Genomic DNA, 22,913 nt, shown 5'->3' on the forward strand with positions numbered 1-22,913 from the left:
CGGCACGGTCGAAGCAAATCAGCTCGTGCCCAATCAGCTCGTGAACGTGAACTGCTGCGGCAGGGCAGGGCCGGGGTTTGGCCAGGACCAGCTGTCCGGCTGTTTTTCCGGAACGTTGCGCAGATTGTTGCGGATCACGCCGAAGCCACCGACGGCGAGGCAGATCCCCATGACTTCGAATTCTTCCGCAGTGATATCGAAGAGCTGCTTCATGATCGCGCCGCGCTTGTTGACATCGGCCGTGGAACGAGCCTCGTCATAGAGCTTGAAACGCTTCTTCTGGCTTTCCGGCGGCTCTTCGCCCTTGGCGCCGTTGGACGTGTACCAGAGCGTCCACGGAATGGCGTAGCGCGATCCCTGCGGATGGAATGCAAAGAAGTCGCGTGGGTCGAGCATCGGGTCGAGGCCGCCGGGACCTGGCCAGACCTGCGCGTCGTGAGCATTGTCGTCGCCTCTCGTATAATAGAGAGCGCGTTCGATGGTGTTGACCTTCATGCTCACCCCGATCTTGGCCCAATGCGCCTTCACCAATTCCAGCACGTCGACGAGGTCGGGATAGAGTGTCGGGATGACGTCGACCGCGAAGAAGAGCGGCTGGCCGTCAGGCCGAAGACGGATGCCGTTGGCATTCTTCTTGTCTAGACCGGCCTTGTCGAGCATCGCATTGGCCTTGTCCGTCGCAAATTCGGTGAACTGCCGAGCCAGCTTCTCGTGATACCAAGGATGGCCGGGACGGGGTCCGGTCTGGTAGCCCTCGCTCTGCCCGAAGTAGACGATGTCGATGATTTCCTGGCGGTTGATGCCCATCGACAGCGCCTGGCGGACCGATTTGTCCGCAAAAATCTTCCGCAGCACCGGATCCTTATGGGTCATGTTGAGGTAAAGCGAGCACTGCTGCGCCGCGGACGGTACAAGCGACAGCAGGCGGTAATCGCCCTTCTTCATGTTCTGCGACAGCGTCGGCTTGTTCGCGAGCGAGTTGATATGACGCTCCTGAATGTCGATCTTGCCGGAGATGACGTTGAGCATCAGCGACTCGACATCCTGTGAAATGCCGAAATTCAGTTCGTCGACATAGGGCAGCTGGTTGCCCTCGGTATCGACCTGCCAGAAGTAGGGATTGCGAACCATCAGCACGCGGGTCGCTCCGCCGGAATAGGCCTCCTTGATCATCCAGGGATCGAGCACCGGCTTCTCGGCATTGCCCCAGCGCTGCGGAATTTCGATGTCGCCGCACTTGGCACGGAAGAGATCCGGCCAGCTCGACGAACCGGCCGCCTTCACGTCCGCGTCGAGGTTCGGGTTGTATTTCGGCAGGTACTTGCTGCAGTAGTGCTTGGCGAACAGCGTCGGATGCTGGCCGAGCGGGGTCGCAAGGTTTTCCAGATAAAGCGCGTTGGCTGCGGCGAAGGTGAACTTGACGGTGTAGTCGTCGATCTTTTCGACAACGACCGGCTTGCCGGCCACGGAAATCTGCGCCGGCGTCGAGCTGTAGAGATCCTTGTTCTTGACGACATCCTCGATGGCGAACACCACGTCGTCGGCCGTGAACGGATGGCCGTCGGACCACTTCACGCCCTTCAAAAGGTAGAAGGTGAACTGGGAAGCATCTGCATTGACATCCCACCTCTCCGCGAGATTCGGCAGAGTTTCGGTGAAGTCCATGTTCCAGCGCACCAGTCCCTGGTTGCCGACCATGCGCAGGATGCCGTTATGGTCGGACGAGCCGCGAAGGCCGCGCCGTAGCGTGCCGCCGTAAGTGCCTATTTTTTCCCAAGGCTTCACCACCATCGGGTTCTTCGGAAGACGTTCGGCAAGCGGCGGAAGCTTGCCATCCTTGACGAGAGCCGCAAGCTGCGGCGCCTCCTTGGTCGCGGCCGCGCTGGCGGTGCCGCCCGCAACCGACAGGGCAACGGCCCCGCCAACGCCTGCGAGGAACGTCCGGCGGGTAACGCCGGAAGACATGATTTCGTCGTCGCGCATTAATTTCCTCCCAAATGAACCGCCGACCTGAAAGGCGATCGATAGCGGGTTCCCAACCGCCACGACCGCCGAGGACCTCCATCCCATCGGCTGAAACGACCATAAGCAGGTTTTCAGATGATTACAAGTATTGACAGATTTTTACAGGTTAAATACTGCTGGTTTAAAAGAGCCATGTCGACAGGGAGGAGACGCATGACTTTCCGCGAAGACTCGCGCCAAAAGCTGACGCGTCTCGACGGCCACGCTTACGTCGGTGCTTGTGAAGCACGGCCGGCGGCACGTCTTCATTCGCAACGTGCACAAGATCAACAAGGGCGCTCCGCGCCTCGTCGCGCCTGCCTGCACACTGCGCCGTATTCGGGCGCGCGAGGACATCGATCATCCGGGCGTTTTGGTCGGCCGACGTCATCCGCAGCGACGGGCGACGAAGGCGTGGTTGTCATTCCGGCTGCGATGGCTGAAGAGGTGGCCGACGAAGCCTTCGAGCAGACCGTTTTCGAGGATTTCGTCGAAGAACGCGTGAGAGCGAGCGAGGGTATTTTCGGGCTTTATCCGCCGGAAGCCGAAGCCGAGCAGGCTTTTCGCGAATGGAGACGTGAAAAGGGACGTTGATGAACCAATCGGGCGTGATAGCGGCCGCGAAAGCGGAGCCTCGTTTCAGCGACATCATCTACGAGAAGATCGTAGGCATGATCGCGGACGGCCGTTTTCCCATCAACGAGCGCCTTCCCTCCGAGCCGAACCTTGCAGTCATGTTCGGGGCGTCCCGGCCCGTGGTGCGCGAAGCTCTGGAGCGGCTTCGCAGGGATCAGTTGATCGTCTCGCGCAAGGGATCCGGCTCCTATGTGCGGCAGCGGCCGGACTCGTCGGTGCTGAAGCAGGTTCCGGTCGGATCGCTTGCCGACGTGCAGAGGTTCTTCGAGTTTCGCGCCGGGCTTGAGGCGGAAGCGGCAGAACTGGCGGCCCGCAACTGGCAAGCCCATGACAGGATCCGTATTCTATCGGCGCTTGCGGCCCTCGAACACTGTCTCGAGATGGGCGAACTCGGTGCAGAAGAGGACCAGTCCCTGCACGATGCCATCGCCGCCGCGACCGGCAACCAGTTCCACGTCACCGTCCGCGATTGGTTCAGGCCACATTTTTCGATCGGCATGTCGGTGACCCGCAGCCTCAGCCTGAAGCGGACGCCGCTGCACGTGCGGCACGTGCAGGACGAGCATCAGGCGATTGTTGAGGCGATCCTGGCGCGCCGTGAAACGGCGGCCCATGACGCTATGAAGAACCATATACTGAATGCGCGCGCCCGCATGTTCCAGGGCGTGGGAGGCTAGGAGGCCTTCGATTTCATGCGATGCGAGGCATCGCGAGGAGGGGCATTGAAACGGATCGCGATAACGGGTGGTGCGGGCAATATCGCCACGCAGCTTAGGGGATTTCTACGCCCCGAGGCGGAGCATATCAGGCTGATCGACATCAGGCCGGCGAAAGAACTGGCGTCGAACGAAAGCTTCTTCGAGGGCGATCTCGCGGATGCAAACGCAATGCGTGCCGCACTCGAGGGCATGGACGGCGTCATTCATCTTGGCGGGCTCCCCCGCGAGGCCGAGATCGGCGACATGCTGCAGAGCAATATTCTTGGCACCTACAATCTGTACGATGCCGCCCGCGCCAACGGCACGAACCGCGTCGTTTTTGCGTCCAGCAACCATGCGACCGGGTTCTATCCCCGTTCCCAGACGATCACGCCCCTCGACGTGCCGCGTCCCGACACGCGCTACGGCCTGTCGAAATGCTGGGGCGAGATGGTTGCCGGGTTTTATTACGACAAGGCGGGCATCCGCACGCTGTCGATCCGCATCGGCAATGCCGGTCCCTATCCGAACAGCGAACGGGCGGCGGCGATCTGGATCAGCCCGCGCGACCTGTTTCAGCTTGTGAAGATCGGCCTCACCCATCCCGACATCGCTGCGGCCGTCGTCTATGGCATGTCGCGCAATGATGCCGGCTGGTGGAAGGATGAACTCGCCGAGCGGCTAGGCTACCGGCCACAGGATTTCACGCGCGATCATCTTCGCCTGGAACCCGTGGACGAAAGCCTAGTCGCGGCATTCTTCCAAGGGGGCGGTTTCTGCGATTCGCAACACGACGGAACGATCCGGCTCCGCGACGAGAACGGACTGATCGTACTCACGGAGGCTGCACGATGAGCGAAACAAAGATCATTACACCGAAGGTTCGCCGCGTCATCGACTTTCCCTTGAAGGTCGGAGAGTCCCCCACCTGGGACGACCGCACCGGCGCTCTCTGGTTCGTCGACATCCTCGCGCCCGCGGCAATCCGCCTGCGGGCCGGCGGCGGCATCGACCGGTTCGAGATGCCGGCGAAGATCGGCTGCCTGGCACTTTGTGAAAATGGCGACGTCGCGGCGGCGCTGGAAAGCGGCGTATATCTGCTGAACCCTCAAACAGGTTCGATGAAACTGCTCTGCGATCCGGACGGCGGCCGGCCGAACAGTCGGCTTAACGATGGAAAGGCCGGGCCGGACGGCTGCTTCTGGGTCGGCACCCGCGACGAGGCAATACCGCAGACGGGCAACGGCCGCCTTTATCGGGTGAAGCCGGACGGGTCGTTCGAAACAATCATCGATGGCGACCTGATGACCTCCAACGGTATCGGCTGGAGCCCGGACGGACGGACGATGTACCATTCCGACAGTAGCCAACTCTACGCGCAGATCTTCGATTTCGATCCTGCGCACGGCGTCACAGGTCCGCCTCGCCTCCTGCATAACTTCACAGTGGAGGAAGGACGGCCAGACGGTGCCGCCGTGGATGCCGAAGGATTCTATTGGATCGCCGGCCAGCAAGGGGGACGGCTCAACCGCATCTCGCCGGACGGAAAGGTTGTCGAGGCCTATCTGATGCCCGCCAAGGGGCCGAGCATGCCCTGCTTCGGCGGACCCGATCTCGCTACTCTCTACGTGACCACGCTCTCGACCGACAACAACGGCACTTTCGAAGACGGCACGATCTACGCCTTCGAGCCGGGGGTCCGCGGCACGCCTGTTCATCGCTTCGCAATCTGAGGAAACGCTTATGGATATCCAGACATTCCGCGAAATCCTGACCGGCATTTCCGGTGTACCGATCACCGCCTATGGAGCGGATGGCGAGGTCGACATCGGTGTCACCCGTGCGATTTACGCGCGAGTGGCGAAAGCTGGCATCCACAACATCGTCGCGGCCGGCAATACCGGTGAGTTTTATGCGCTCACTCCGGCGGAAATCACGGTCGTCACCGAAGCGGCCGTGGCGGGTGTCGACGGCAAGGCGCCGGTGACGGCTGCCGTAGGGCGCTCGTTGCGAGAGGCGATCGCCATGGCAAGAACAGCCAAGACGATCGGTGCGTCCGCCGTCATGTCGCATCAGCCGGTCGATCCTTTCGCAGCGCCCGCCGCCCAGATCGATTATTTCCGCAATCTCGCCGATGCCTCCCTGCTGCCGATGGTCGCTTACGTAAGGGCGGATGGTTTCAGCCTTGACGACATGCTGCGGCTCGCGGCCCATCCGAACATCGCCGGCATCAAGTTTGCGACTACCGATATCCTGCTTCTATCTCGGGCCGTCGGGGCCTCCGCTGGGGGCAACGCGCTGTTCGTTTGCGGCCTGGCGGAAAGCTGGGCGCCAGCCTTCACCGCCGCCGGCGCCCGGGGGTTCACGTCCGGCCTCGTCAACGTCGCGCCTCAAATTTCGCTGGCGATTCATGCCGCGCTCGAGTCCGGAGATTATCAGGAGGCTCGCCGAATGATCGAAATCATCGAGCCGTTCGAGCGGATGCGTACCCAGTACCGCAATGGCGCAAACGTTACGGTCGTCAAGGAAGCCGTGGAGATAGAGCTTGGCATTTCCGTCGGCGAGGTGCGGGTTCCCGGCTTGCCGCGGCTCGCTGAGGAAGACCGGGTAAAATTGATCGAAACGCTCGGCAAATGGCCGCCCCTAATTGGCCGAGTATCCGGATATTGAAGTCGGCGACCTCGGGCGAGCCTCGCGCGGAGCTTCGACCGAATCAGCATGCCGCCCGCCGTAATTCCTCGCTAGTAAGCGTGCCCATCGGGACCAGTTGACGGTAAATATCATGGCTGCCTCCGGTCGGAGCGGCCGACGAGCAGGGGTAGAGTTGCACATCAACCACAGGTACTCGTCCCCAGGCTGTCATAATGGCTTTTTTGTGCCGAGATCATATTGCCGTGACGTATCTCCTTGATACTTGTCAAGGAAACGAGGCTTTTCCAAAAGGATACGGGATGCGGAAGCTTGCCCCTTGCGTCTTTGTCGCGGTTCTCAGTGCCTGTGCCGCACCGTCGGACGGCCCGTCAGCCGGCAGGTTCTACGACGCGACGGATCCCCAGACTGGGCAGAAAATTCCGGTCGTGCGGCTGGCAAATGCGCCGATGGAGCCGTTCAACGTTGCCCCGCTCGGTTATTCCGCCGGCGATCAAGGCCTCAGCGTCCTGCGCTCCACGGGATTTGCGGACAGCAGGCTGCGCCGCGGCGACGTCATCGAGGTCACCATCCTTGATACCGGCGAGGAAGGCATGTTCTCCTCGACCCAGAGCAAGACACTGAACCTGGGGCGTTTCACCGTCGATTCCGCCGGCACCGTGACCTTGCCTTTCGTCGGAAGGCAGCGTGTGCTGGAATCCTCGCCGGAGGCGCTGCAGGCGCGGATCGCATCCGGTCTGAAGGGTTCGGCAGTCAACCCGCAGGCCGTGGTCACCGTCGTCGACAAGCCGACCACCGGTTTTACGGTCAATGGCGATGTCCGGGCTGCCGGCCGTTTCCCGCTCACCGCGCGGAAGGAGCGTGTTCTCGACGCCATCGCGCTTGCCGGCGGTGCCTCCTCGGCGCCGACCGCGGCGACGGTGACCGTCATCCGCGGCAAGCAGAGGGCCAGCGCGCCGCTCGAGCGGGTGCTCAACGAGGATCGCCAGAACATCTACCTCCTGCCGGAAGACCAGGTCTATATCGGCAAGGATGCGCCTTCTTTCACCGCCTTCGGTGCGTTCAAGAGCGTCGGCGAGTTCGAATTCGAGCCCGGCAAGCTCACTCTGATGCAGGCATTCAGCCGTGCGGGCGGGCTGCTCGACGACCGGGCCGATGCCAGCAATTTCTATGTGGTGCGCAACCAGCCCGTCTACAGCCAGGTCGCGGCGGCAACCGCTGCCAAGAACCCCGGTACCACGACTGTCATGACGACCAGGCCGGCAATCTACCGCGTGGACATGAAGGATGTGGCCAACCTGTCGCTGATGCAACGGTTCAAGATGGCGGACGGCGACATTCTTTATGCCAGCAATTCGGGTCTCGTGGATTTCGCCAAGCTCTTCACGATCTATCAGAAGAGCGCGCCGACGGCCGCCGCGCCGCTGCCCGGCAGCAACTGACCCTAACCCGGGATTTCTTGGTCAAGGCCGCCCAGCAGATGCAGGGCGGCTTTCGCATTTTCGGGCCGCTCCTGCGGTTGCGGACGCGCCAGTTCCGTGGCGAGCCGGCGCAAGCGCTCCACGATCGCGCCGGTCTCTTGGCAATGATCGAGGAGAGTCGACAGGATAAGGCCGGCCGCATGGAGATCCGAACGGCCGTCGAGGGCCTGTCCCGCCACCTGTTCGGGTGGGGCGAATTGCGGGCGGCCGGCAAAGGCGATGTCGAGATCCCGATGGCGACGCCCCGTTTCAAGCACGATGCCGAAGTCGCCGATCTTCAGCCGTGAGAGATCGTCGCCCGGATAACGGAGGTTGGAGAGCGATAGATCGCCATGGACGTAGCCGGCCGCGTGGATCGCATCGAGGCCGCTTAGGACGGCGGCGATGATCTGTGTGATGCCGCCGACCGAAAGCGGCGCTTCCCGGACAAGGTCGGCAAGGCTGCGGTCGATCCATTCGAGGACCAGAGCCGGGCGGCCGTCGGCAAGCCGCAGAAGCGTCTGCGTCGCGGCCACGTTCGGATGGCGGATCGCGCCTCCGATCCTCGCCTCGCGCAGCAGCAGGTTTCGCGCGACGGGGTCGTCCGCCTGTTCGGGGCGGAGCGTCTTGATGGCGTGCAGGCTCTCCAGATCGCGATGACGGGCGCGATGGACCCGTGTCGTCGCACCCTCGTGGACCAGGGCTTCGAGCAGGAAAGTATTGGCGATGATCGTAGTGTCGTGACCGGCGAGGCGGTCTTCGCCCCGGTCCAGGGCATTGCGGACCTGATCGATCAGAGAACGGCGCCTTTCCGGACCGTGGGCGTTGCCCCCGGCGACGGTCAGAGCGTGCCAGAGCGCCGCGAAACTGTGCGCAACCTCTTCAAAATCCGCATCCTCGGGAGGATCAACCATGATCGGCCTTCACGTCTATGACCATGGCGCTCAGGTTTTCGCGGCAATTGGCGATCAAGGCTTCCTGTGTCAGGACGGCGGAAACTTCGTCAATATCCGTAGAGAGCAGCATTTCCGCAATGCTGCGTTCGGACAGGATTTGGGGCAGCGGATTGCTGCAGAGCAGGAGCCGGTCGCCGGGCAGCAACCGGTCGGAAACAACCTCGGGTACCAGTTGACCCTTCAGGCCGATCCCTCTCGCAAGCGAGCGCCTGAGGCCGATTTCCGTGTGGTCGCGCGTGAGGCAGCGCATCATGCCGTCGCGCAGCAGATAACAGCGGGCATCTCCCGCCCAGAGAACCGCAAAACTTTCATGCAGGGATGCAAAGACAACGACGCTGGCCGAACGGGCGGAGCGGTCCGGGGTCAGGCCGGATTGCAACACTCCATGGGCTCGGCCGAGCTTCCCCTTGATTTCCTGGACAAGAGCCTCGATCGTTTCATGGGATGTAGCCTCGCCCAACATGCCGGCGGCAATCTTGCTGGCTTCGAGGGCGCCGTTGCCATCGCCGACGCCGTCCACGATCGCGAATATCGACGGTATTGCCGAGATGAAAAGGCTGTCGGCGTTGAGAGACAGGCGTGTTCCGGGATGGCTGGCATAGCTGTGGAAGAGTCCCAAGCTTTGGGGCGCTTCCATAGGTGCGGGCTTCGGCTCCGCTGACGCCTCTTGCCGGCGGAGGGCGGATTTTGGTTGCTCCGCCTCCCCGGCGGCATCGTCGGACAGCAGCTTTAGGAAATCCGACGGAGCGGGGGCGCCGCTGACGCGGAAACCCTTCATCCGCCGGTCTTGCGGATCCATCCGCCACCAGAGCGTTCCAGGCGGGACCAGGCTGCGTTGCTCTATCCCGTCATCGAATTGACCGGCCTGGGGCGGCCTGAGCCGCTTCATGCCCGTCGTGAAGGTGTCGATGTCGAAATCGCGGCGGGCCGACGTCTCGGCGAGGCCTTCGGTTGCGATAAACCATGTATCATCGAGGCAAAGGCTGCGCGGGTCTCCGGAAAACCCGTGAAGCTGGGCTGCAACGACAAGCGGAAAATTGCGGCCGACACGGTCGAGGCTCGGGACGATGACACCGGCCAGGGTTGCCGGTCCCCAGAGGTCGCGTTCGACGATGAAACGCCAGGACGGCATGGATCTGAAGCGGCGTTCCCATTGGTTGCCGAACTCGGCCTGGATGGCTTGCAGACTGGCTTGCAGCCAGGCATCGAGCGCGCCCTGCAGCTTCCGCCCGAGCCCGCTCGAGACGAAATCGCCATGGGTCGGCAGCTTGCCGAAGAAGCCGATACGGTCGGCTTCCGACGAAATCTGGCCCGCTATCGCGCGTTCGTTCATGGCGTGCCGATCAGAATTGCGTGGGGCAGGAGAAGGCATTCAGTGCCTCCAGGCGGAACGGGTTGAGGACGGAGCCGAATTGCACATCGAACTCTGCCGTCCGGCCGTTCTGCCGGAAGCTGGCGCGGAAGAGATCGTCGCCCTGCATGGTGATATTGGCGCTATCGAACAGCCTGAAAGGCGACCAGTCGCCGTTTTCCGTCATGGCCTCCTGCCAGCCTCCGGGCTGGAAGGCGATGCGCGACAGGTTGCTCGGTCCGGTCGAGGGCCAGGTGATCGACTTCGACTGGATCGGGCCATGGAAATAGACAACGCGCTCTCCTTCGATCTCAAGCATGACCGCATTGGCATTGTCGGTGAGCGAGACCGGTTTGACGTTGATGGCGACCGATGGGGTCTCGCTGTCTGCGGAGAAGAAGGCACGGTTGATCTTGTCGGCGTTTTCGAACTGGGCGACCGCCTCGCTCGGGATGCTGGCGGAGCCGAAGGTACCCTTCCACCCCCAGGGCGACGAACTGGTATCGACGAAGGCGGCGAGCCTGTCGCTGAAGAAGGTCTTGAACAGGCCCTTCGGACCGAACAGGCGGACGAAATCGCTCATCGCCACATCGCGCGGCGATTCCCGGTCAAAGGGATAACGGCCGGTGATCACGCTGGAGCAGAAATTGGCGCCTTCGGCAGTCCATGCATTGCTGATGCGGGTGCGGGCGGATTTGACCGCCAGCGAGCCGACATCAGCGGCAAGCCCCGCCATCCACGTATCGACGGGCGCCGGCAGGCGCCGCGCCTGCTGCAGGAGATCCTGATTGGCGTTGGTCAGCTGACTGTCGACATCGAAGACCTTCGCGACTTCGGCGGTGGAGGTAACGGCACGTGACAGCTGCTCGTGCACTTTCTGCAGGGCCGGCTTCAACTGGGCGATCTGCGATTTCGGCGCATCCTGCGCCTGTCCGGTCGGCAATTGCCCTGTGGACAACGGATCGGATTGCGGCGCTTCGAGCGCAGCGCGCAGCGGGGCGAACGGGTCGGGCGCATTCGCTGCACTGGCGAGCGCGGTGGTCGAGGCGGGCAAGCTATCGTTGGCCGCGGATGCGACCTCGGCACCGGGCCGACGAAGATCGGTCGCCGCGGCGATGGACTTGGCGACACTTTCCACCGGATTTGGCTCGCTTGCGAGAATGCGGGTCGTTTCGGCCGCATTGCCGATCGTCTGCGACGGCTTGACCCTCAAATCCGCCAGCAGCCCTGACCAGCGCTGTTCGAAATTGTCGAAATAGAGCTGCAACGCGGCCTGGGCAACGGTATCGACCGTCGAGCCGGCCGGGTTGGCTTCGCCGCGCACCCAATGTTCCTCGAGTGCCGCACGCGCCGCATCGGTGATCTTCGGCAGCACGACCTGGCGGTAGCCTGCGCTGGAAAAGAGCCCGGGCACGCCTTCCCTCAACGGAGACTTGGACAGGCGTTCGAACGCCTGCTCGCCGAGCGGCCCCAGCGCACCGGCGGGTGTCCAGGCAGGCAGCGAGCGCGACTGACGGTCGCTTGCAAGAATGTCATAGGCTCGGTTTGGGATGTTTTGGGGGCGGATCGTCTCGCGGGCTTTGGCGATCAGCGCGCTGTCGAGTTCGATCGGTGGAAGCGAACCACGCGCCATGGCGCCGGCATGCTCGATCAGCGCCTGCCGCGCTGCCGATCTGCCTTCGCCGGGATAAAGCCTCGTGAACATTTCTTCCGCTTCCAGCGAAACGAAATCCGCATCCATCGGGCCTAGCCCGCCAAGCATGCCGTAGAGCTTCAGGGCGTCGAAGGTCGTCGCGACCTCCTTGGCTTCGGTCATTTCCTTCTGCAGCTGAACGAGCATGCGGGGCAGAAGCAGTGCGTTCAACGCGCGCTGATAGGCATCACGCTGGCGGCCGGCCACCTTGTTTTCCTGGTCGAGGCCGAAGCTGACCGGCCATACGCGGGTTTTCGAAAACTCGCCGGTGACGGCGGCGAGATTGTCGAGTGCCGGAAGTACGCGCAGGAAATCGCTGTCCGTCACGTCCCGCACGGGCACGCCGCGTGCCAGCTGTTCGTAGGCATCGATGCGCCGCTCGGCACTGGCAAGGGCAGCGGCATTCTGGAAGTAGGTGGCGGTCCAGCTGGTGAGTACGACCGCCAGCGCCAGGACCGCGGCGGCATAGGCCGTGCGGCGGAAAAACACCTGCCGGCGGGAAAGCCGCCTGTCGCGGGCGACCAGGGACGCCTCGTCGAAAATGACGTCCTTGAAGAGCCGCGACAGGAAATAGCTGCGGCGAGCCCGCGTCGCCGAGGGCAGGCTTGTTTCTTCGGTCTGCGTGCCGGAGGCAAAATAGATGCCGCGCAGCATTGGCGGGTCGACCAGTTTCGAGCTGGAGCAGAGCTCGGTCATCACCTCGTGCAGCCGCTCCTTGAGCGCAGCGAGCTCGGCGGGGAAACGGAAGATGCGGCCTCGCAGCTCCGGATTCGGCTCCTGCTGAAGGCGTTCGATCAGCATGGAGCCAACGCGTTCCTGCAACAGAGCGAATTCCTCGAGGAAACGATCCGGCAGATTGGCGGCCTTATAGCTCTCTTCCAGGCCGAACGTGGTGCCCCAGACCTGTTCGCGGTCGGTCTTGTTAAAACCGTCGAAGAATTCCACGAAACCGGTCAGCAGGTCGGCCTTGGTGAGCACGAGATAGACCGGGACGCGGGCCTGCAGGTGTTCGTCGAGTTCCGAAAGCCGCTGGCGGATCGCCCTGATCTCCTCGCGCTGCGCTTCCGCATCGCGGGTCAGCAGATCGCCGATCGAAAGCGTCAGCAGCGCGCCGTTGATCGGCTGCGAGCGCCGGTATTTGCGCAGCAGTCCGAGGAAGCCTTCCCAACCGGCCTTGGCGGTGCCGTCCAGGTCGTCCTGGGTCGTGTAGCGACCGGCCGTGTCGATCAGGATCGCCTCGTCGGTGAACCACCAATTGCAATTGCGGGTGCCGCCGATGCCCTGGACGGAATTGCTGCCCAGCGCATCGCCGAGCGGGAATTTCAGGCCGGAATTGGTGAGCGCGGTGGTCTTGCCGGAACCGGGCGCCCCGAAGACCACGTACCAGGGGAGTTCGTAGATATAACCGAAACGCTTGCGGGTGATGCGGCGCAGGAGCTGCAGCGCTTCCTTCAGGCGGCTGTGGATTTCGCCCACCTCCGCCTGCTGGCTGGCGGCGGCCTCCGCCTCGGCATCCCGCTCGATGCCTTCGACCAGCTGCTTGTCGCGGCGACGGTCGCGGATGACCGTGAAGATGAGATAACCGATCCAGACGGCGATGATCACGCCGATCAGAAGCAGCCGGGCATTGACGCTCGCCAGCGGCTTGAAACTGCCATAGGCGGCGAGGTAGCCGTAGAACCAGATGACGATGCAGATCGCCGCCACCCAGATGATGGAGATGAAACGCCGGCCGAGAAGGCCCGCATAGGCCTCCACATAGGAGCGCAGCGTATAGAAGGAACTCAACGGGTTCATCGTGCCGCTCCTCCAGCTGCCGGCGTCGTTCCGGTATTCGGCCTTTCAGCCTGGACCGGCGGTACCTTGAGGCCGGCGTCGCTCAGCCTTTCCGACGGATCGGTGAGAACCAGGATTTCGGTGCGGCGGTTCATCTCGCGACCTTCTGGTCGGGCGTTGTCGGCGATCGGATCGCTGTCGGCGCGGCCTTCAGTCAGGATCGCATCCGGTCCGGCAAAGGAGGCCAGGATGTCGCCGACCGCCTTGGCGCGCGCTTCCGAGAGATGCCAGTTCGAGGGGAACTGGACGGTGCGGATCGGTACGTTGTCGGTATAACCGACCACGACGGCACGGAATTTTTCCGCGGCGAGCGCGCCGCCGATCCGCTGGATGAGATCGTGGAACTTGGCGCTGACTTCGGCACTGCCGGTATCGAAGAGACCGGAATTGTTGATCCGCACCAGAAGACGGCCGTTCGAATCCGAGAGCGTCACGAGCTTCTTTTCGACCTCCGGCTGGAGGAAGGCGAGGAGATTGTCGAGGCGGCTCGGCGGCGGCGCCTGTTTCGGCGGGGGCTCGACCGGGGGCGCGGGCTTGACCTCGACGACCGGCGGATTCGGTTCCGGCGGTCGCTCCGGCACCCTGATCAGCACGCTCGGCGTATCGCGCGGCGGCAGGCTGGCCAGCCGCTGGAACGTGCCATCGGAGGCGCTGTTCAGTGACAGGGTGAAGAAGAGATAGCCGAGCGCGAAGGCGAGCGCGAGGACGGAGAGCAGGGTCCAGAGCGCCACGGCGGTGCGCAGCGGCTTATGGCGGGCCGAAACGCCTTTCCAATGGGGCGACAGCTCCCGTTCGAAGACACCGTACTGGCCGAGCAGCGTCTTGTAGAGGCTGTCGCGGATGCGGCCGAGTTCGAGGTTGCCGCGCGGCGAAACCCGGGTGCGGCCTTCGAAGGCAAGCGACAGGCAGAGATAGATGAGAAGCAGCAGATCCTTGTTGGCGCCCGGGCTTTGGTGGAAATGGTCGAGCAGGTCGAACACCCGGTCGCCGCCGGTCACGTCCATGTGGAAGGTGGAGACAAGGCCGGAGCGCGCCCAGCCGGCGCGCACGCCCCAGGGTTTGCTCAGAACCACGTCGTCGACGGTGGCGCAGACCACATAGTGGGCGGCACGGGCACGGTCGGGACTGATGCGGGCGCTGGCAAGATCGCGCTCGTAGCGGCCGATGGCCTCGACCGCGATCTTGCGGAGCTGATCTATGTCCGGCTGCTCCTCGGCATACCGGAGCGCATGGGCGAGGTTGAGCAGCGGAGCCGCCGAACGCACCAGGGTCGGCACTTCCTCTCCGCCGAAACGGAAATCCCTGACGAGCGTCTCGACGGACCAGCCGCCTTTGCGGGGAGGTGCCTGCTGCGGATCCTTTTCCGGATGGCTTTCCGGGAACTCGAGGACGTCATCCAGCATTTCGGCCATCTTGCGTGCCGATTGCTTTTTCTTGACGCCGTCCTCGGTAAGTTCGACGATGGTCGGCAGGTTCTGCCAGGTGGATGCGGGTTCGTTCTTCATTCTCTAAGGGCCCACAGTTCCATTTCGAGGCCCGGGAAATCGCCTGCAAGATGCATGGCGATGGCGCCCGAGGTGTCGAGTTGCTTCCAGAGCGGATTTTTGGTGTCGAGTTCGAAGTAGATCGTGCCGGACCGGTAAGGCAGCTGGCGCGGCAGGACCGGCAGCGGCCGGACGGGAATGCCGGGCAGGGCGACATTGACGAGATCGGCGATGCGTTCCACCGGACCGACCTTGATCTGGGCCGGCAGTTTCCGGCGAACATCCTCGGCCGACATTTCTGCCCTGACCGCCAGCACGAAACCTGCATCCTTGAGCAGCGAGCGATCGTTGATCATGCCGACGCGCACGCCATGACGGCGCTCGACGAGTTCGATCGCGACGGCTGCCTGTTCGAGAACCGCCGAAAGCGATGCGCGCAGGTCGTCGAAAACGGCTGCGAAGGTCGCCTTCAGGTCGTCATGCCGGTAGGGCGGGAAATCGGTCGCCCGCTTCCGCTCGGTCGTAAAGGTCGCAAGTTCGCCGGCGAGCTGGATGCAGGTCTCGTAGAATTCGATCGGATGGATGCGCGTCGCATTGGAAAGGACATGTTTCAGCATCGGATCGGCGCGATTGAGGATCTGCAGGAGGAAATAATCGCCGACCTCCGCCGTGCCGCGAATGGTCGGATCGCCGATCCTTTCGGCGATTGCCTCCGCGCGGTGGCGGACGATGCCGAGCAGTTCGGTCATCAGCTCGGTGAGACGGGCCTCGGCTGCGCAGTTGAGGCACGGCGCGATGAATTCCGGATCGAGGATGACGGCACGGTCGGAACGTACCTCGACGATGCGGGCGAGGCCGACCAGCTCGTATCCGGCAAGTTCGTCGCCGGTCTTGAGATAACGCAAGCTGAGGCGGCCGACATCGATCGGCGCCATGAAATCGGTCTCGACGTTGGCGTCGGGCGCCTCGTAGAGGGAGGCGACGAGGCGGACGTTGTTCAGCTTTGCACCGCCGTTCAGCGCCACATCGGCCTTGCCGGGCTGGCGGGCGGGAAGGGCGAGATAGACGATCGCGTTCTTGGTGTTCTCGTCGAGGTCGAGCGGCGGCGGCAGGTCGGCATCGGTCGGCGCTTCGAAAGGCGTGCCGTCCGGCATCATGCCGCGCAGGTTCGAAAGAGCGAACTGGCCAATCGCCAGCGCGCTGCGGTCGATGCCGATCTCGGACACGCCCCAGGGATAGGGAGAAAGCCCGCGCGTGGTGGTGCGGACCAGCCTTTCCGTCCAGCGGTCCGCCTGCTGGAAATGCTGCACGCGAAGGAACATGCCTTCGCTCCAGGCCACCCGGTTCTCATTCCTCATATCGGCCGCTTCCTTTCCGTCCTTTCGGCATGGCCCCACCATGTCCGCCGTCTGCCGCCCGCATCATCGCGTCGCGGAAGATCTCGCGGACCGATTGCGTCCTGCCGTTCTTTTCGAATTGCGCCTTGTAGGCCTGCCAATAGTCGCGATTGCGTCCCCAAGGGGGGCCGAAGCGCAGGCCGCGAGACCCGGCATCGATCCGCGCTTCCACTATGCGCGGCTCCATCTGGCGCCCGGCTTCCCGCACGAGGTCTTCGAGTGCGGCGTTGAGCCTCATCTGCCGGTCAAGCAGGGCCTCGGCGCGGATGACGAGCGCCTCCTCAAGGCTGCGGCCGAAGATATCCGGCTCGGAAGCGGCGCGCGGGGGCTCCAGCTCGAAGACGGCAAAAGCGTTGTCCAGAGCTTCATCGAGCCGGCCAAGCAATGGCTCCAGCCTCTCCGCCAGCTCGCCCGCCCGGCCGATCGACAGGCGTGGGAAATCGTCATCGAACAACGGCTCCGGCGGAGGGACGTTGTCGTTGACGGTTTCCAGTGTCTCCACGGTGCGGACACGCAGGGCCGGTGCGGACACATGGGTGGCCGATCCGTGTTCCAGATGGCTGCCGTAGTCGGACCCTTCGTCCGTATTCCAGTCGTCCGGAAGAAACTTGGTGGCGGAGCGGATTTCGGGCGGGCCGTTCCAGCCGATCTCGACATTGCGGGACGGGCTGGAGGCTTCCTTTCCGGTCCCGGCCGGTATCGACCAATCCTCCGCGACGCGTTCCCCGAGTATGCCTCCGGCAGCACGGCCGCCGGGTGCGATATCCGCCAGGATGGCGGATATGGTCAGGGGTTCGTCGCTGAGCAAAAGGCCGGCCTCGGGGTCCTCCAGGTCTTCCTCCCGTTCACCGGAGATGCGGACTTCGAATGCCAGGTTTCCGACTTCGACCATCGATTGGTCGGCGAGCCTCGCCGATTCTCCTTCGTGGACGACATGGCCATCGACCCTCGATCCGTTGGCGCTCTGATCGCGCAGCAGGAAGCCTTCGCGATCCCGTTCGATGGTACAATGGAATTTCGACACCGAACGCTGGTCCTCCGGCAGCCGCCAATCGCAATCCGGCGCTCGTCCGAGTGTGCGCCGGCCGCGTTCGAAGAACCATTTCCGGCCGGAGGGCGACGCACCGTCGCTGTCGATCTGGCGCAATTCAAGCCGCATGTCCGCCTCCTCCTTCCATCTGTCGCAGGCGTTCGACGATCACCGCATCGCCGCTGTCCTTGGCAGCGGGTGCGACGCGGGCCCAGCTGTTCCAGCCGAGGCGCGGCGGATCGCCGGCCTCCTTGCCCCCTTGGCCGAGCTGACAGAAGGGGATGTCTTCCTTCCTCAGGATGACCTGAATATCGAAGTCGAGAGCCGAGCCGACATAAAGCCGGGTCAGGGCAAAGAGTTCGCTGATGTTGCCGCCGCCGGGCGCAAGCGACAGATAGTCGGCGTAGCCGAGCGGGCCGATGACGACGCGAAAACCGCCGCTGAAATCGCGGACGGCGGCGCCGGCGGTGGCATTGACACCGAGCTGCACGCCCCGCGGCTGGCTCATGCGGCTGCGCTCCTCCTCCGGAATGGTGAGCCAGCGGCCGCGAAAGAGTTCGATTTCGACCGGCAGGCCGCTGAATTCCTCGAGCATCGCGCGCAGGTTCGCCGCATTGCGGTTGCGGGCGGCAAAGAAGCCGGAGAAGCGCAGCACGAGATCCTCATCGACGCCGCTCCGTTCCGTCAGGCGTTTGGTGCCGAAGCCGGTCAGGGCAAGGAGAGTGGTGATGAAGGCATTGTCCTTGCGGTTGCCGCCCCAGCGCAGCCGGCGTGCGATGCGATATTTCTCGCTTGCATCGGCGAACAGTTCGGCCATGCGGGCGCTGAAGAGATCGAAGAAGCTTGCCAGGGCCTTCGACCTGTTGCGCTCTTCGCGAAGGATGATTTCATTGTAGGCCGGCGGCATGGAACCGAGCGGGCCGATCAGCCCGGCAAGCGCGCTTTTGACCGATGCGCGCAAGCCGTTCCGCTTGAAGCCGCTGACGGCGAGCGGGGCGGGAGAGACGCCCGTATGGGATGCGACGTCGAGCTCGACCCCCGGATACTCGGCGACCGCCGCCTGCGCCACACGGAATGCCGTCACCGGTTCGAAGCGGCCGGGGTCGCGTTCGAGCAGGTCGGCAAGTGCACCGGATGATGCGTCTGGCTTGCGGGTCGTCAGGTCCATGTTCGGTTCGCAATCCTTTCGTCAGAGCAGGGGCCGCTCGGCGGCGCGTGCCGGCCAGGTGGCGATGGGTTTCGATTGCCCCCTCATCGACACGGTCAGCCGGGTGAAGCTGTTGACCGAGGTGTAGAGGCTGAAGAAACGGTCGAGCACCGCGCCGAACAGGAAGGCAGACGGCCGGTCGATGGCGGCCGGATCGAATTCCAGTGCGATCTCGGTGCCGGGCACCATGCCGCCGCTGCCGAGCCGAGCCGTCGAATTTTCGGCCTTGATGCGGATCAGCGCATCGACGAGCTGCTTGGTTTCCGGACTGTCGCGGAAGGCATAGAGCGACAGGATATCCTTCAACGCCGCGCCGTCGTTGTCGAACAGGGAGAGATGATTGAGCAGCAGGTGCGACACGAGCCGCCAATTGCGGCCTTCCTGATCGTTCATGCGGACCGAAGGGGTCGGCGGGATCAGCGCCTCGGCGCCGGCGACCGCCTCATGGCCCGAAGCCAGTTGCAGGAACGGGTGGCCGCCGCCGAAGGGCAGCTGTTCCGGCAGGTCGCGATTGAGGCAGAGCGTATCGACACTTGCCACCGCATCCATCGGTCCGGCGAAGCGGCGATTGCGGTCGACGAAAGCGATCTCCATGTCGCTCGTCCCGTCGTCCTCGTCGAAGCGGCGGTAGGCCTGCCAGTAGGAGGCACTGTTGCCCGCCCGCTGCGAGCGGCCGAAGAACGGCTGGCAGAATTCTTCCTGTCCGCGGGAGCCGGTCAGAAGCACGCGGTCGACCGAATAGATTTCGCGCGTCCTCTGGCGGCGGGCATCCGGCAGAAGGCGATATTCCGTGCGGGTGCCGTCGACCGAAATCGGTTCGCAGGTCTGGCGGAAGAGGTTGACGACCGGCGTGGCATTGAGGGTGAAATCACGGGCCGAGACGGCGCGTTCCAGCTTCGCGTCCGTCTCATCCAGATAGATGAAGATTTCCAGCGCTTCACCCTTCCAGGCGTCGAGGCCGTGGAGGTCGAGGAACAGGAATTTCTGCGGCAGGGCGAAAAATTCGGTCAGCAGCCGGTAGCCGATGAAGCTCGGCGCCGGATAGGGCAGCATCGCCTGTTCAGGTTCGAAACCGACCGGCTTCAGGTTCCTGGCGGCTAAGAAGATCGGCTCGCGGTCATCGGCGTGTTTTGCAAGCGCAATGCCGAGCGTGTGGTTGGCGAGCAGTTCGTGGATCGCCACGGCCTGCTGCCAGGGCGACGGGATATGCAGCCGCAGCCTGCCGACGCCGAGCTGCCCAAAGGGTTTGCGCGGATCGAGCGCGCGGACCGACAGCCGCAGGCAGCCGGCAACACCGGAATAGGGCGACAGCGGCCCATTGATCGGCTGGCCGGACAATGCGGCAGCGGCGATCTCGATCGGCGCCACATCGACATCCTGGGTGGTGCGGAACCGGCAGGCTTCGCCGCCAATCGGCTCGGCCAGGATTTCCGTATGGCGCGGTACGGTCTGCACCGAGGCAAGCGTGGCGCTCGGCTTGAAGCGCACGATGCTCATCGAGGGGAGCGGTGCCAGATAATGCGGATAGAGCGTTTCGAGCAGTCCGTCCGTCAGTTCCGGGAATTCGTCGTCGATCTTCTGGCGGACGCGGGCGGCGGAATAGGCGAAGCTCTGGATCAGCCGCTCCACATGCGGATCGTCCGCGACGTCGCCGGTCATGCGCAGCCGGCCGGCGATCTTCGGGAACGCATCGGCAAACCGCGCCGCCCGCCGGCGCAGCGCCAGCAGCTCGTCATTGTAGCGGTTGAGGAAGCCTTCAGCCATTTGCCGCCTCCACCAGGAACCGCTGTGTGGACGGATCGATCGTCGACTCGAAGCTGATCGGCGGCATGCCCTCATGCAGGCGAAAGCTCGCCTGGATGCGCATGCGCAAAGCCCGCTCCGTCATCGTCCGGCTCTTCAGGATCGTCACGCGGACGTCCGAGAGGCGCGTCTCGAACAGCGAAATGCGGCGCTCGATCATCTGGGCGAGCTTGAGCTTGGCCTCATCCGTCACGAGGTTCGCCGATACCATGCCGTCGACCCCGTAGCTCACAAGCGCGTCCTTGAGCTCGGCCAGAATGGCGGGCGGCGCTTCGGGGCAGCGGCGGGTATTCAGCAGGGCTTCGAGATCGCGGCGGATCGATTCCCGCATGTCACGGACCTGATCCGCGAGGTTCATCGGCGGATCGAAGGCGCGATCCGGCGCCTCGTCGATCAGCCGGTCGAGGATCGAACGGGCGAGAACGCGGTCACGCGGGCGATATCGTTCGAGCGGATCAGCCATGGGCGACCTGTTTGCGTTTGGCGACCGCCGACGCGGTTTCGAGGTTTTCGGTATCGTGGAAGGAGACGAGTTCGTCTCCGGCAAGGAAGCAGCGCTGGCCGCGGCCGGTGGTGATCCCCGCCGGTTCTTCGATCCAGTCAGTCTCGCGGCCGAGGATCAGCGCCGGATCGGACGCCGTGCCGTGATAGATGGCGGGCAGCAGCACGGGCGCCACCGCGCCGTCGATCAGCGAAAGTTCCGCCCGCCGGAAGGCGAGGTCGCGCGGCCTTGCGATCGGTTCGACGGTGAGTGTCGCGATTTTGGTGAAATCGATCCAGAGATAGGCGCCGCCGGTCATGATGACTTCCAGGGCGTGTGGCGTCCGGTCGTCGAGGTCGCGGAAATCGGAAACCTGTTTGCCGTTCCAGAGCATCGGGCGTTCGCCGCGCTGATCTTCCAGGGCCGCGAGCGCCTCCCTTGCGTCCGCCGAATCCCGCATCCGGTGGGCGATGCCAAGGCGAACCGCAAGCCTGTCAAGATCGCTTGGCCCCTGGGGGAATTCCGGCACGGCGCCGCTCCGGAACCAGGCGTCGCGTGCCGCCATGCCCCGCAACTCGTTGCGCAGAAGGGCAAAGCCCATGGTCGCATCGGGCGCGAACGTGACGGCGAGGCTGCACTGATTGTCGGCGCGCTCGTAGTCGCCGGCAAGCACCAGAAGGTCGATATAGAGGTGGCGGGCCTCCTGGTCCGACGGATTGGACTTCAGATGGGCCTTCGCCATGTCGAGTGCGGCGTCGAGCGCATCGTCGCTCAGGGATTTGGCGATGCTTTCGGAAAGCGTCATGCGGACATCCTCTCGGTATTGGCAACGGGACGGCGAACGATCTGGTCCGGGTTCGCAGTCTCGGCGATGAGGTGGAAGCTCGTGGAGACGTCATCGAGCTGGAAATGCGGCTGCATGCGGACCGTGCAGGAGAAGGTGCCCGGCTTGCCGGGAATTTCCGCGACGGTGATGCCGGCGGAGCGCAGGGGAAAGCGGGTGCGCAGCGAAAGATCGGCGTCGTCGTTGCCGAGCGTATATCCGGTCAGCCAGTCATCGAGCTTCCGCTGGATGGAGTTGGCATCGGAGAGCTGGCCGATCTCGTCGCGCATGATCACCTTCAGATAATGCGAAAAGCGCGAGGCGCAGAGCACGTATTGCAGCATGGCGGCGAGCCGGGCGTTCTGGCGCGCATGCTCGTTGGAATAATGCGGCGGGGCGTGCAGCGACTGATTGGAATTGAAGATCGCCGAGGCCGAGAGATAGGTGGTCGCGACCGGGATCAGGCCGAGATCGCAGAACTGCTGCTCCTGAACGCTCGTCAGGCGGATTTCCACCGGCGCCTGGGTCGAAAGCCCGCTGCTTTCGGTGCCGAAATCGTAAGGGCGCAATTCCGATGTGCTCAACAAACCGCCGTCGATCCTGTCCTGGGTGACGCCGCGGATATCGGCAAACCAACCCGACTCGATGAAATTGCGGATGACGATGGTGGCGAAGGCGAAGGCGCCATTGCCCCAGAGCAGCGAACTGCCGTCCGCTAAGACCTCCTCGCGGAAGGGAAAGCCGTCGTTACGCCGGCGGTCGTAGGGCTCGAGCGGCGCGCGCATCAGGATCCGCGGCCCGACAAGGCCGAGGAAACGCGAGTCCTCGCGGGCGCGAAGCGCATTCCAGCGGATGCGGGTCGGATCGTTGGCGAGCCAGGAAAAATCCTGGACGCGGCCGAGTTCGTGAAAGTCCTCAAGCCCGAGCGCCTGGGGCGAGGCGCCGGCGACGAAGGGGCAGAAGGCGGCTGCGGCCACCATGCCGAGCTGCGTCAGGAGGCTGACGGCATCTCCGCCCTTCGGTTCTTCCGGCGAGAAGTGGTAGTCGCCGATCAGGAGCCCGTAGGGTTCGCCGCCCGGCGTGCCGAACTCGCGGCTGTAGATCAGCTCGAAGAGGTGGCTCTGATCGAAATCCGAGGCGCGTTCCATGTTCCGGGCAAGCTCTTGCGCGCCGATGCTCAGAAGCTTGATTTTCACATCGCCGCTCGGGCCGGATGCGCGCACGAGCATGGCAAGGCCGCGCCACCGGGCCTCCATTGCCTGGAAGTCGGGGTGATGCAGGATCGCGTTCACCTGGGCGTTCAGGGCCTCGTCGATCAATGCGATCAACCGGTCCGCCCGACGCCTCCATTCTGTGCAAGAACCCATCGTCATCCTGGTTCAAATCCGGGCCGTTCCCGGAAAAT

Annotated in this window: 18 protein-coding genes; 6 read left to right on the forward strand and 12 right to left on the reverse strand. The window is 63.8% G+C overall.

The window, feature by feature from the left end; all coding sequences use genetic code 11:
- Positions 1-33: 33 nt before the first annotated feature.
- Positions 34-1,983, reverse strand: coding sequence for an ABC transporter substrate-binding protein (locus J2857_RS20545; RefSeq protein ID WP_210011958.1), 1,950 nt, complete (start codon positions 1,981-1,983; stop codon positions 34-36).
- Positions 1,984-2,178: 195 nt separating this feature from the next.
- Between J2857_RS20545 and J2857_RS20550 the strand changes: the two genes are divergently transcribed.
- The 6 genes from J2857_RS20550 (at position 2,179) to J2857_RS20575 (ending at position 7,429) form a co-directional block, all read left to right on the forward strand.
- On the forward strand, positions 2,179-2,598 hold the full coding sequence (locus J2857_RS20550; protein ID WP_348635702.1) for a hypothetical protein: 420 nt from the start codon (positions 2,179-2,181) through the stop codon (positions 2,596-2,598).
- On the forward strand, positions 2,598-3,317 hold the full coding sequence (locus tag J2857_RS20555) for a FadR/GntR family transcriptional regulator (RefSeq protein WP_210011959.1): 720 nt from the start codon (positions 2,598-2,600) through the stop codon (positions 3,315-3,317). The genes J2857_RS20550 and J2857_RS20555 overlap by 1 nt, the downstream gene beginning before the upstream one ends.
- 45 nt (positions 3,318-3,362) lie before the next feature.
- Positions 3,363-4,193 carry an NAD-dependent epimerase/dehydratase family protein gene (locus J2857_RS20560; protein ID WP_210011960.1) on the forward strand — a complete coding sequence of 277 codons (831 nt, stop codon included), beginning with the start codon at positions 3,363-3,365 and terminating at the stop codon, positions 4,191-4,193.
- A complete protein-coding gene (locus J2857_RS20565; RefSeq protein ID WP_210011961.1) occupies positions 4,190-5,071 on the forward strand; it encodes an SMP-30/gluconolactonase/LRE family protein in 882 nt (293 codons plus the stop codon). Before J2857_RS20560 ends, J2857_RS20565 begins: the two co-directional genes overlap by 4 nt.
- Positions 5,072-5,081: 10 nt before the next feature.
- Positions 5,082-6,008: a dihydrodipicolinate synthase family protein gene (locus tag J2857_RS20570; RefSeq protein ID WP_210011962.1), complete on the forward strand. Its 927-nt coding sequence runs from the start codon at positions 5,082-5,084 to the stop codon at positions 6,006-6,008.
- Positions 6,009-6,289: 281 nt separating this feature from the next.
- Positions 6,290-7,429 carry a polysaccharide biosynthesis/export family protein gene (locus J2857_RS20575; protein WP_210011963.1) on the forward strand — a complete coding sequence of 380 codons (1,140 nt, stop codon included), beginning with the start codon at positions 6,290-6,292 and terminating at the stop codon, positions 7,427-7,429.
- A gap of 2 nt (positions 7,430-7,431) precedes the next feature.
- Here the strand turns inward: J2857_RS20575 and J2857_RS20580 are convergent, their stop codons facing one another.
- Genes J2857_RS20580 through tssC form a run of 11 tightly spaced genes read right to left on the reverse strand, consistent with a single transcriptional unit; the run spans position 7,432 to position 22,875 of the window.
- Positions 7,432-8,361 carry a serine/threonine-protein kinase gene (locus J2857_RS20580; RefSeq protein ID WP_210011964.1) on the reverse strand — a complete coding sequence of 310 codons (930 nt, stop codon included), beginning with the start codon at positions 8,359-8,361 and terminating at the stop codon, positions 7,432-7,434.
- Positions 8,354-9,775, reverse strand: coding sequence for a type VI secretion system-associated protein TagF (gene tagF / locus J2857_RS20585; protein WP_245363625.1), 1,422 nt, complete (start codon positions 9,773-9,775; stop codon positions 8,354-8,356). Before tagF ends, J2857_RS20580 begins: the two co-directional genes overlap by 8 nt.
- Complete coding sequence (gene tssM, locus J2857_RS20590) at positions 9,747-13,244, reverse strand: type VI secretion system membrane subunit TssM (RefSeq protein ID WP_210011965.1); 3,498 nt, start codon at positions 13,242-13,244, stop codon at positions 9,747-9,749. Before tssM ends, tagF begins: the two co-directional genes overlap by 29 nt.
- Entirely contained in the window at positions 13,241-14,788 is a 1,548-nt protein-coding gene (gene tssL, locus J2857_RS20595) for a type VI secretion system protein TssL, long form (RefSeq protein WP_210011966.1), read from the reverse strand. Before tssL ends, tssM begins: the two co-directional genes overlap by 4 nt.
- Positions 14,785-16,125, reverse strand: coding sequence for a type VI secretion system baseplate subunit TssK (gene tssK, locus J2857_RS20600; protein WP_210011967.1), 1,341 nt, complete (start codon positions 16,123-16,125; stop codon positions 14,785-14,787). The genes tssL and tssK overlap by 4 nt, the downstream gene beginning before the upstream one ends.
- Complete coding sequence (locus tag J2857_RS20605) at positions 16,115-17,323, reverse strand: FHA domain-containing protein (protein WP_210011968.1); 1,209 nt, start codon at positions 17,321-17,323, stop codon at positions 16,115-16,117. Before J2857_RS20605 ends, tssK begins: the two co-directional genes overlap by 11 nt.
- A complete protein-coding gene (gene tssG, locus J2857_RS20610; RefSeq protein WP_210011969.1) occupies positions 17,313-18,362 on the reverse strand; it encodes a type VI secretion system baseplate subunit TssG in 1,050 nt (349 codons plus the stop codon). The genes J2857_RS20605 and tssG overlap by 11 nt, the downstream gene beginning before the upstream one ends.
- 21 nt (positions 18,363-18,383) lie before the next feature.
- Positions 18,384-20,165, reverse strand: coding sequence for a type VI secretion system baseplate subunit TssF (gene tssF, locus J2857_RS20615; RefSeq protein ID WP_210011970.1), 1,782 nt, complete (start codon positions 20,163-20,165; stop codon positions 18,384-18,386).
- Positions 20,158-20,667, reverse strand: coding sequence for a type VI secretion system baseplate subunit TssE (tssE, locus tag J2857_RS20620; RefSeq protein ID WP_210011971.1), 510 nt, complete (start codon positions 20,665-20,667; stop codon positions 20,158-20,160). Before tssE ends, tssF begins: the two co-directional genes overlap by 8 nt.
- A complete protein-coding gene (locus tag J2857_RS20625; protein ID WP_210011972.1) occupies positions 20,660-21,490 on the reverse strand; it encodes a type VI secretion system accessory protein TagJ in 831 nt (276 codons plus the stop codon). The genes tssE and J2857_RS20625 overlap by 8 nt, the downstream gene beginning before the upstream one ends.
- Complete coding sequence (tssC, locus tag J2857_RS20630; protein WP_210011973.1) at positions 21,487-22,875, reverse strand: type VI secretion system contractile sheath large subunit; 1,389 nt, start codon at positions 22,873-22,875, stop codon at positions 21,487-21,489. Before tssC ends, J2857_RS20625 begins: the two co-directional genes overlap by 4 nt.
- Positions 22,876-22,913 lie beyond the last annotated feature (38 nt).

This window comes from Neorhizobium galegae (assembly GCF_017877055.1).
GTDB lineage: Bacteria > Pseudomonadota > Alphaproteobacteria > Rhizobiales > Rhizobiaceae > Neorhizobium > Neorhizobium galegae_D.

Excerpts from the sequence above, each read along its gene's own strand:
- tssF (WP_210011970.1), bottom strand. The coding sequence starts at position 20,165 with ATGGCTGAAGGCTTCCTCAACCGCTACAATGACGAGCTGCTGGCGCTG.
- tssE (WP_210011971.1), bottom strand. The coding sequence starts at position 20,667 with ATGGCTGATCCGCTCGAACGATATCGCCCGCGTGACCGCGTTCTCGCC.
- tssC (WP_210011973.1), bottom strand. The coding sequence starts at position 22,875 with ATGGGTTCTTGCACAGAATGGAGGCGTCGGGCGGACCGGTTGATCGCA.
- J2857_RS20565 (WP_210011961.1), top strand. The coding sequence starts at position 4,190 with ATGAGCGAAACAAAGATCATTACACCGAAGGTTCGCCGCGTCATCGAC.
- J2857_RS20550 (WP_348635702.1), top strand. The coding sequence starts at position 2,179 with ATGACTTTCCGCGAAGACTCGCGCCAAAAGCTGACGCGTCTCGACGGC.
- J2857_RS20545 (WP_210011958.1), bottom strand. The coding sequence starts at position 1,983 with ATGCGCGACGACGAAATCATGTCTTCCGGCGTTACCCGCCGGACGTTC.
- J2857_RS20580 (WP_210011964.1), bottom strand. The coding sequence starts at position 8,361 with ATGGTTGATCCTCCCGAGGATGCGGATTTTGAAGAGGTTGCGCACAGT.
- tssM (WP_210011965.1), bottom strand. The coding sequence starts at position 13,244 with ATGAACCCGTTGAGTTCCTTCTATACGCTGCGCTCCTATGTGGAGGCC.
- J2857_RS20625 (WP_210011972.1), bottom strand. The coding sequence starts at position 21,490 with ATGACGCTTTCCGAAAGCATCGCCAAATCCCTGAGCGACGATGCGCTC.
- J2857_RS20575 (WP_210011963.1), top strand. The coding sequence starts at position 6,290 with ATGCGGAAGCTTGCCCCTTGCGTCTTTGTCGCGGTTCTCAGTGCCTGT.
- J2857_RS20605 (WP_210011968.1), bottom strand. The coding sequence starts at position 17,323 with ATGCGGCTTGAATTGCGCCAGATCGACAGCGACGGTGCGTCGCCCTCC.
- tssG (WP_210011969.1), bottom strand. The coding sequence starts at position 18,362 with ATGGACCTGACGACCCGCAAGCCAGACGCATCATCCGGTGCACTTGCC.
- J2857_RS20555 (WP_210011959.1), top strand. The coding sequence starts at position 2,598 with ATGAACCAATCGGGCGTGATAGCGGCCGCGAAAGCGGAGCCTCGTTTC.
- tagF (WP_245363625.1), bottom strand. The coding sequence starts at position 9,775 with ATGCCTTCTCCTGCCCCACGCAATTCTGATCGGCACGCCATGAACGAA.
- tssL (WP_210011966.1), bottom strand. The coding sequence starts at position 14,788 with ATGAAGAACGAACCCGCATCCACCTGGCAGAACCTGCCGACCATCGTC.
- J2857_RS20570 (WP_210011962.1), top strand. The coding sequence starts at position 5,082 with ATGGATATCCAGACATTCCGCGAAATCCTGACCGGCATTTCCGGTGTA.
- tssK (WP_210011967.1), bottom strand. The coding sequence starts at position 16,125 with ATGAGGAATGAGAACCGGGTGGCCTGGAGCGAAGGCATGTTCCTTCGC.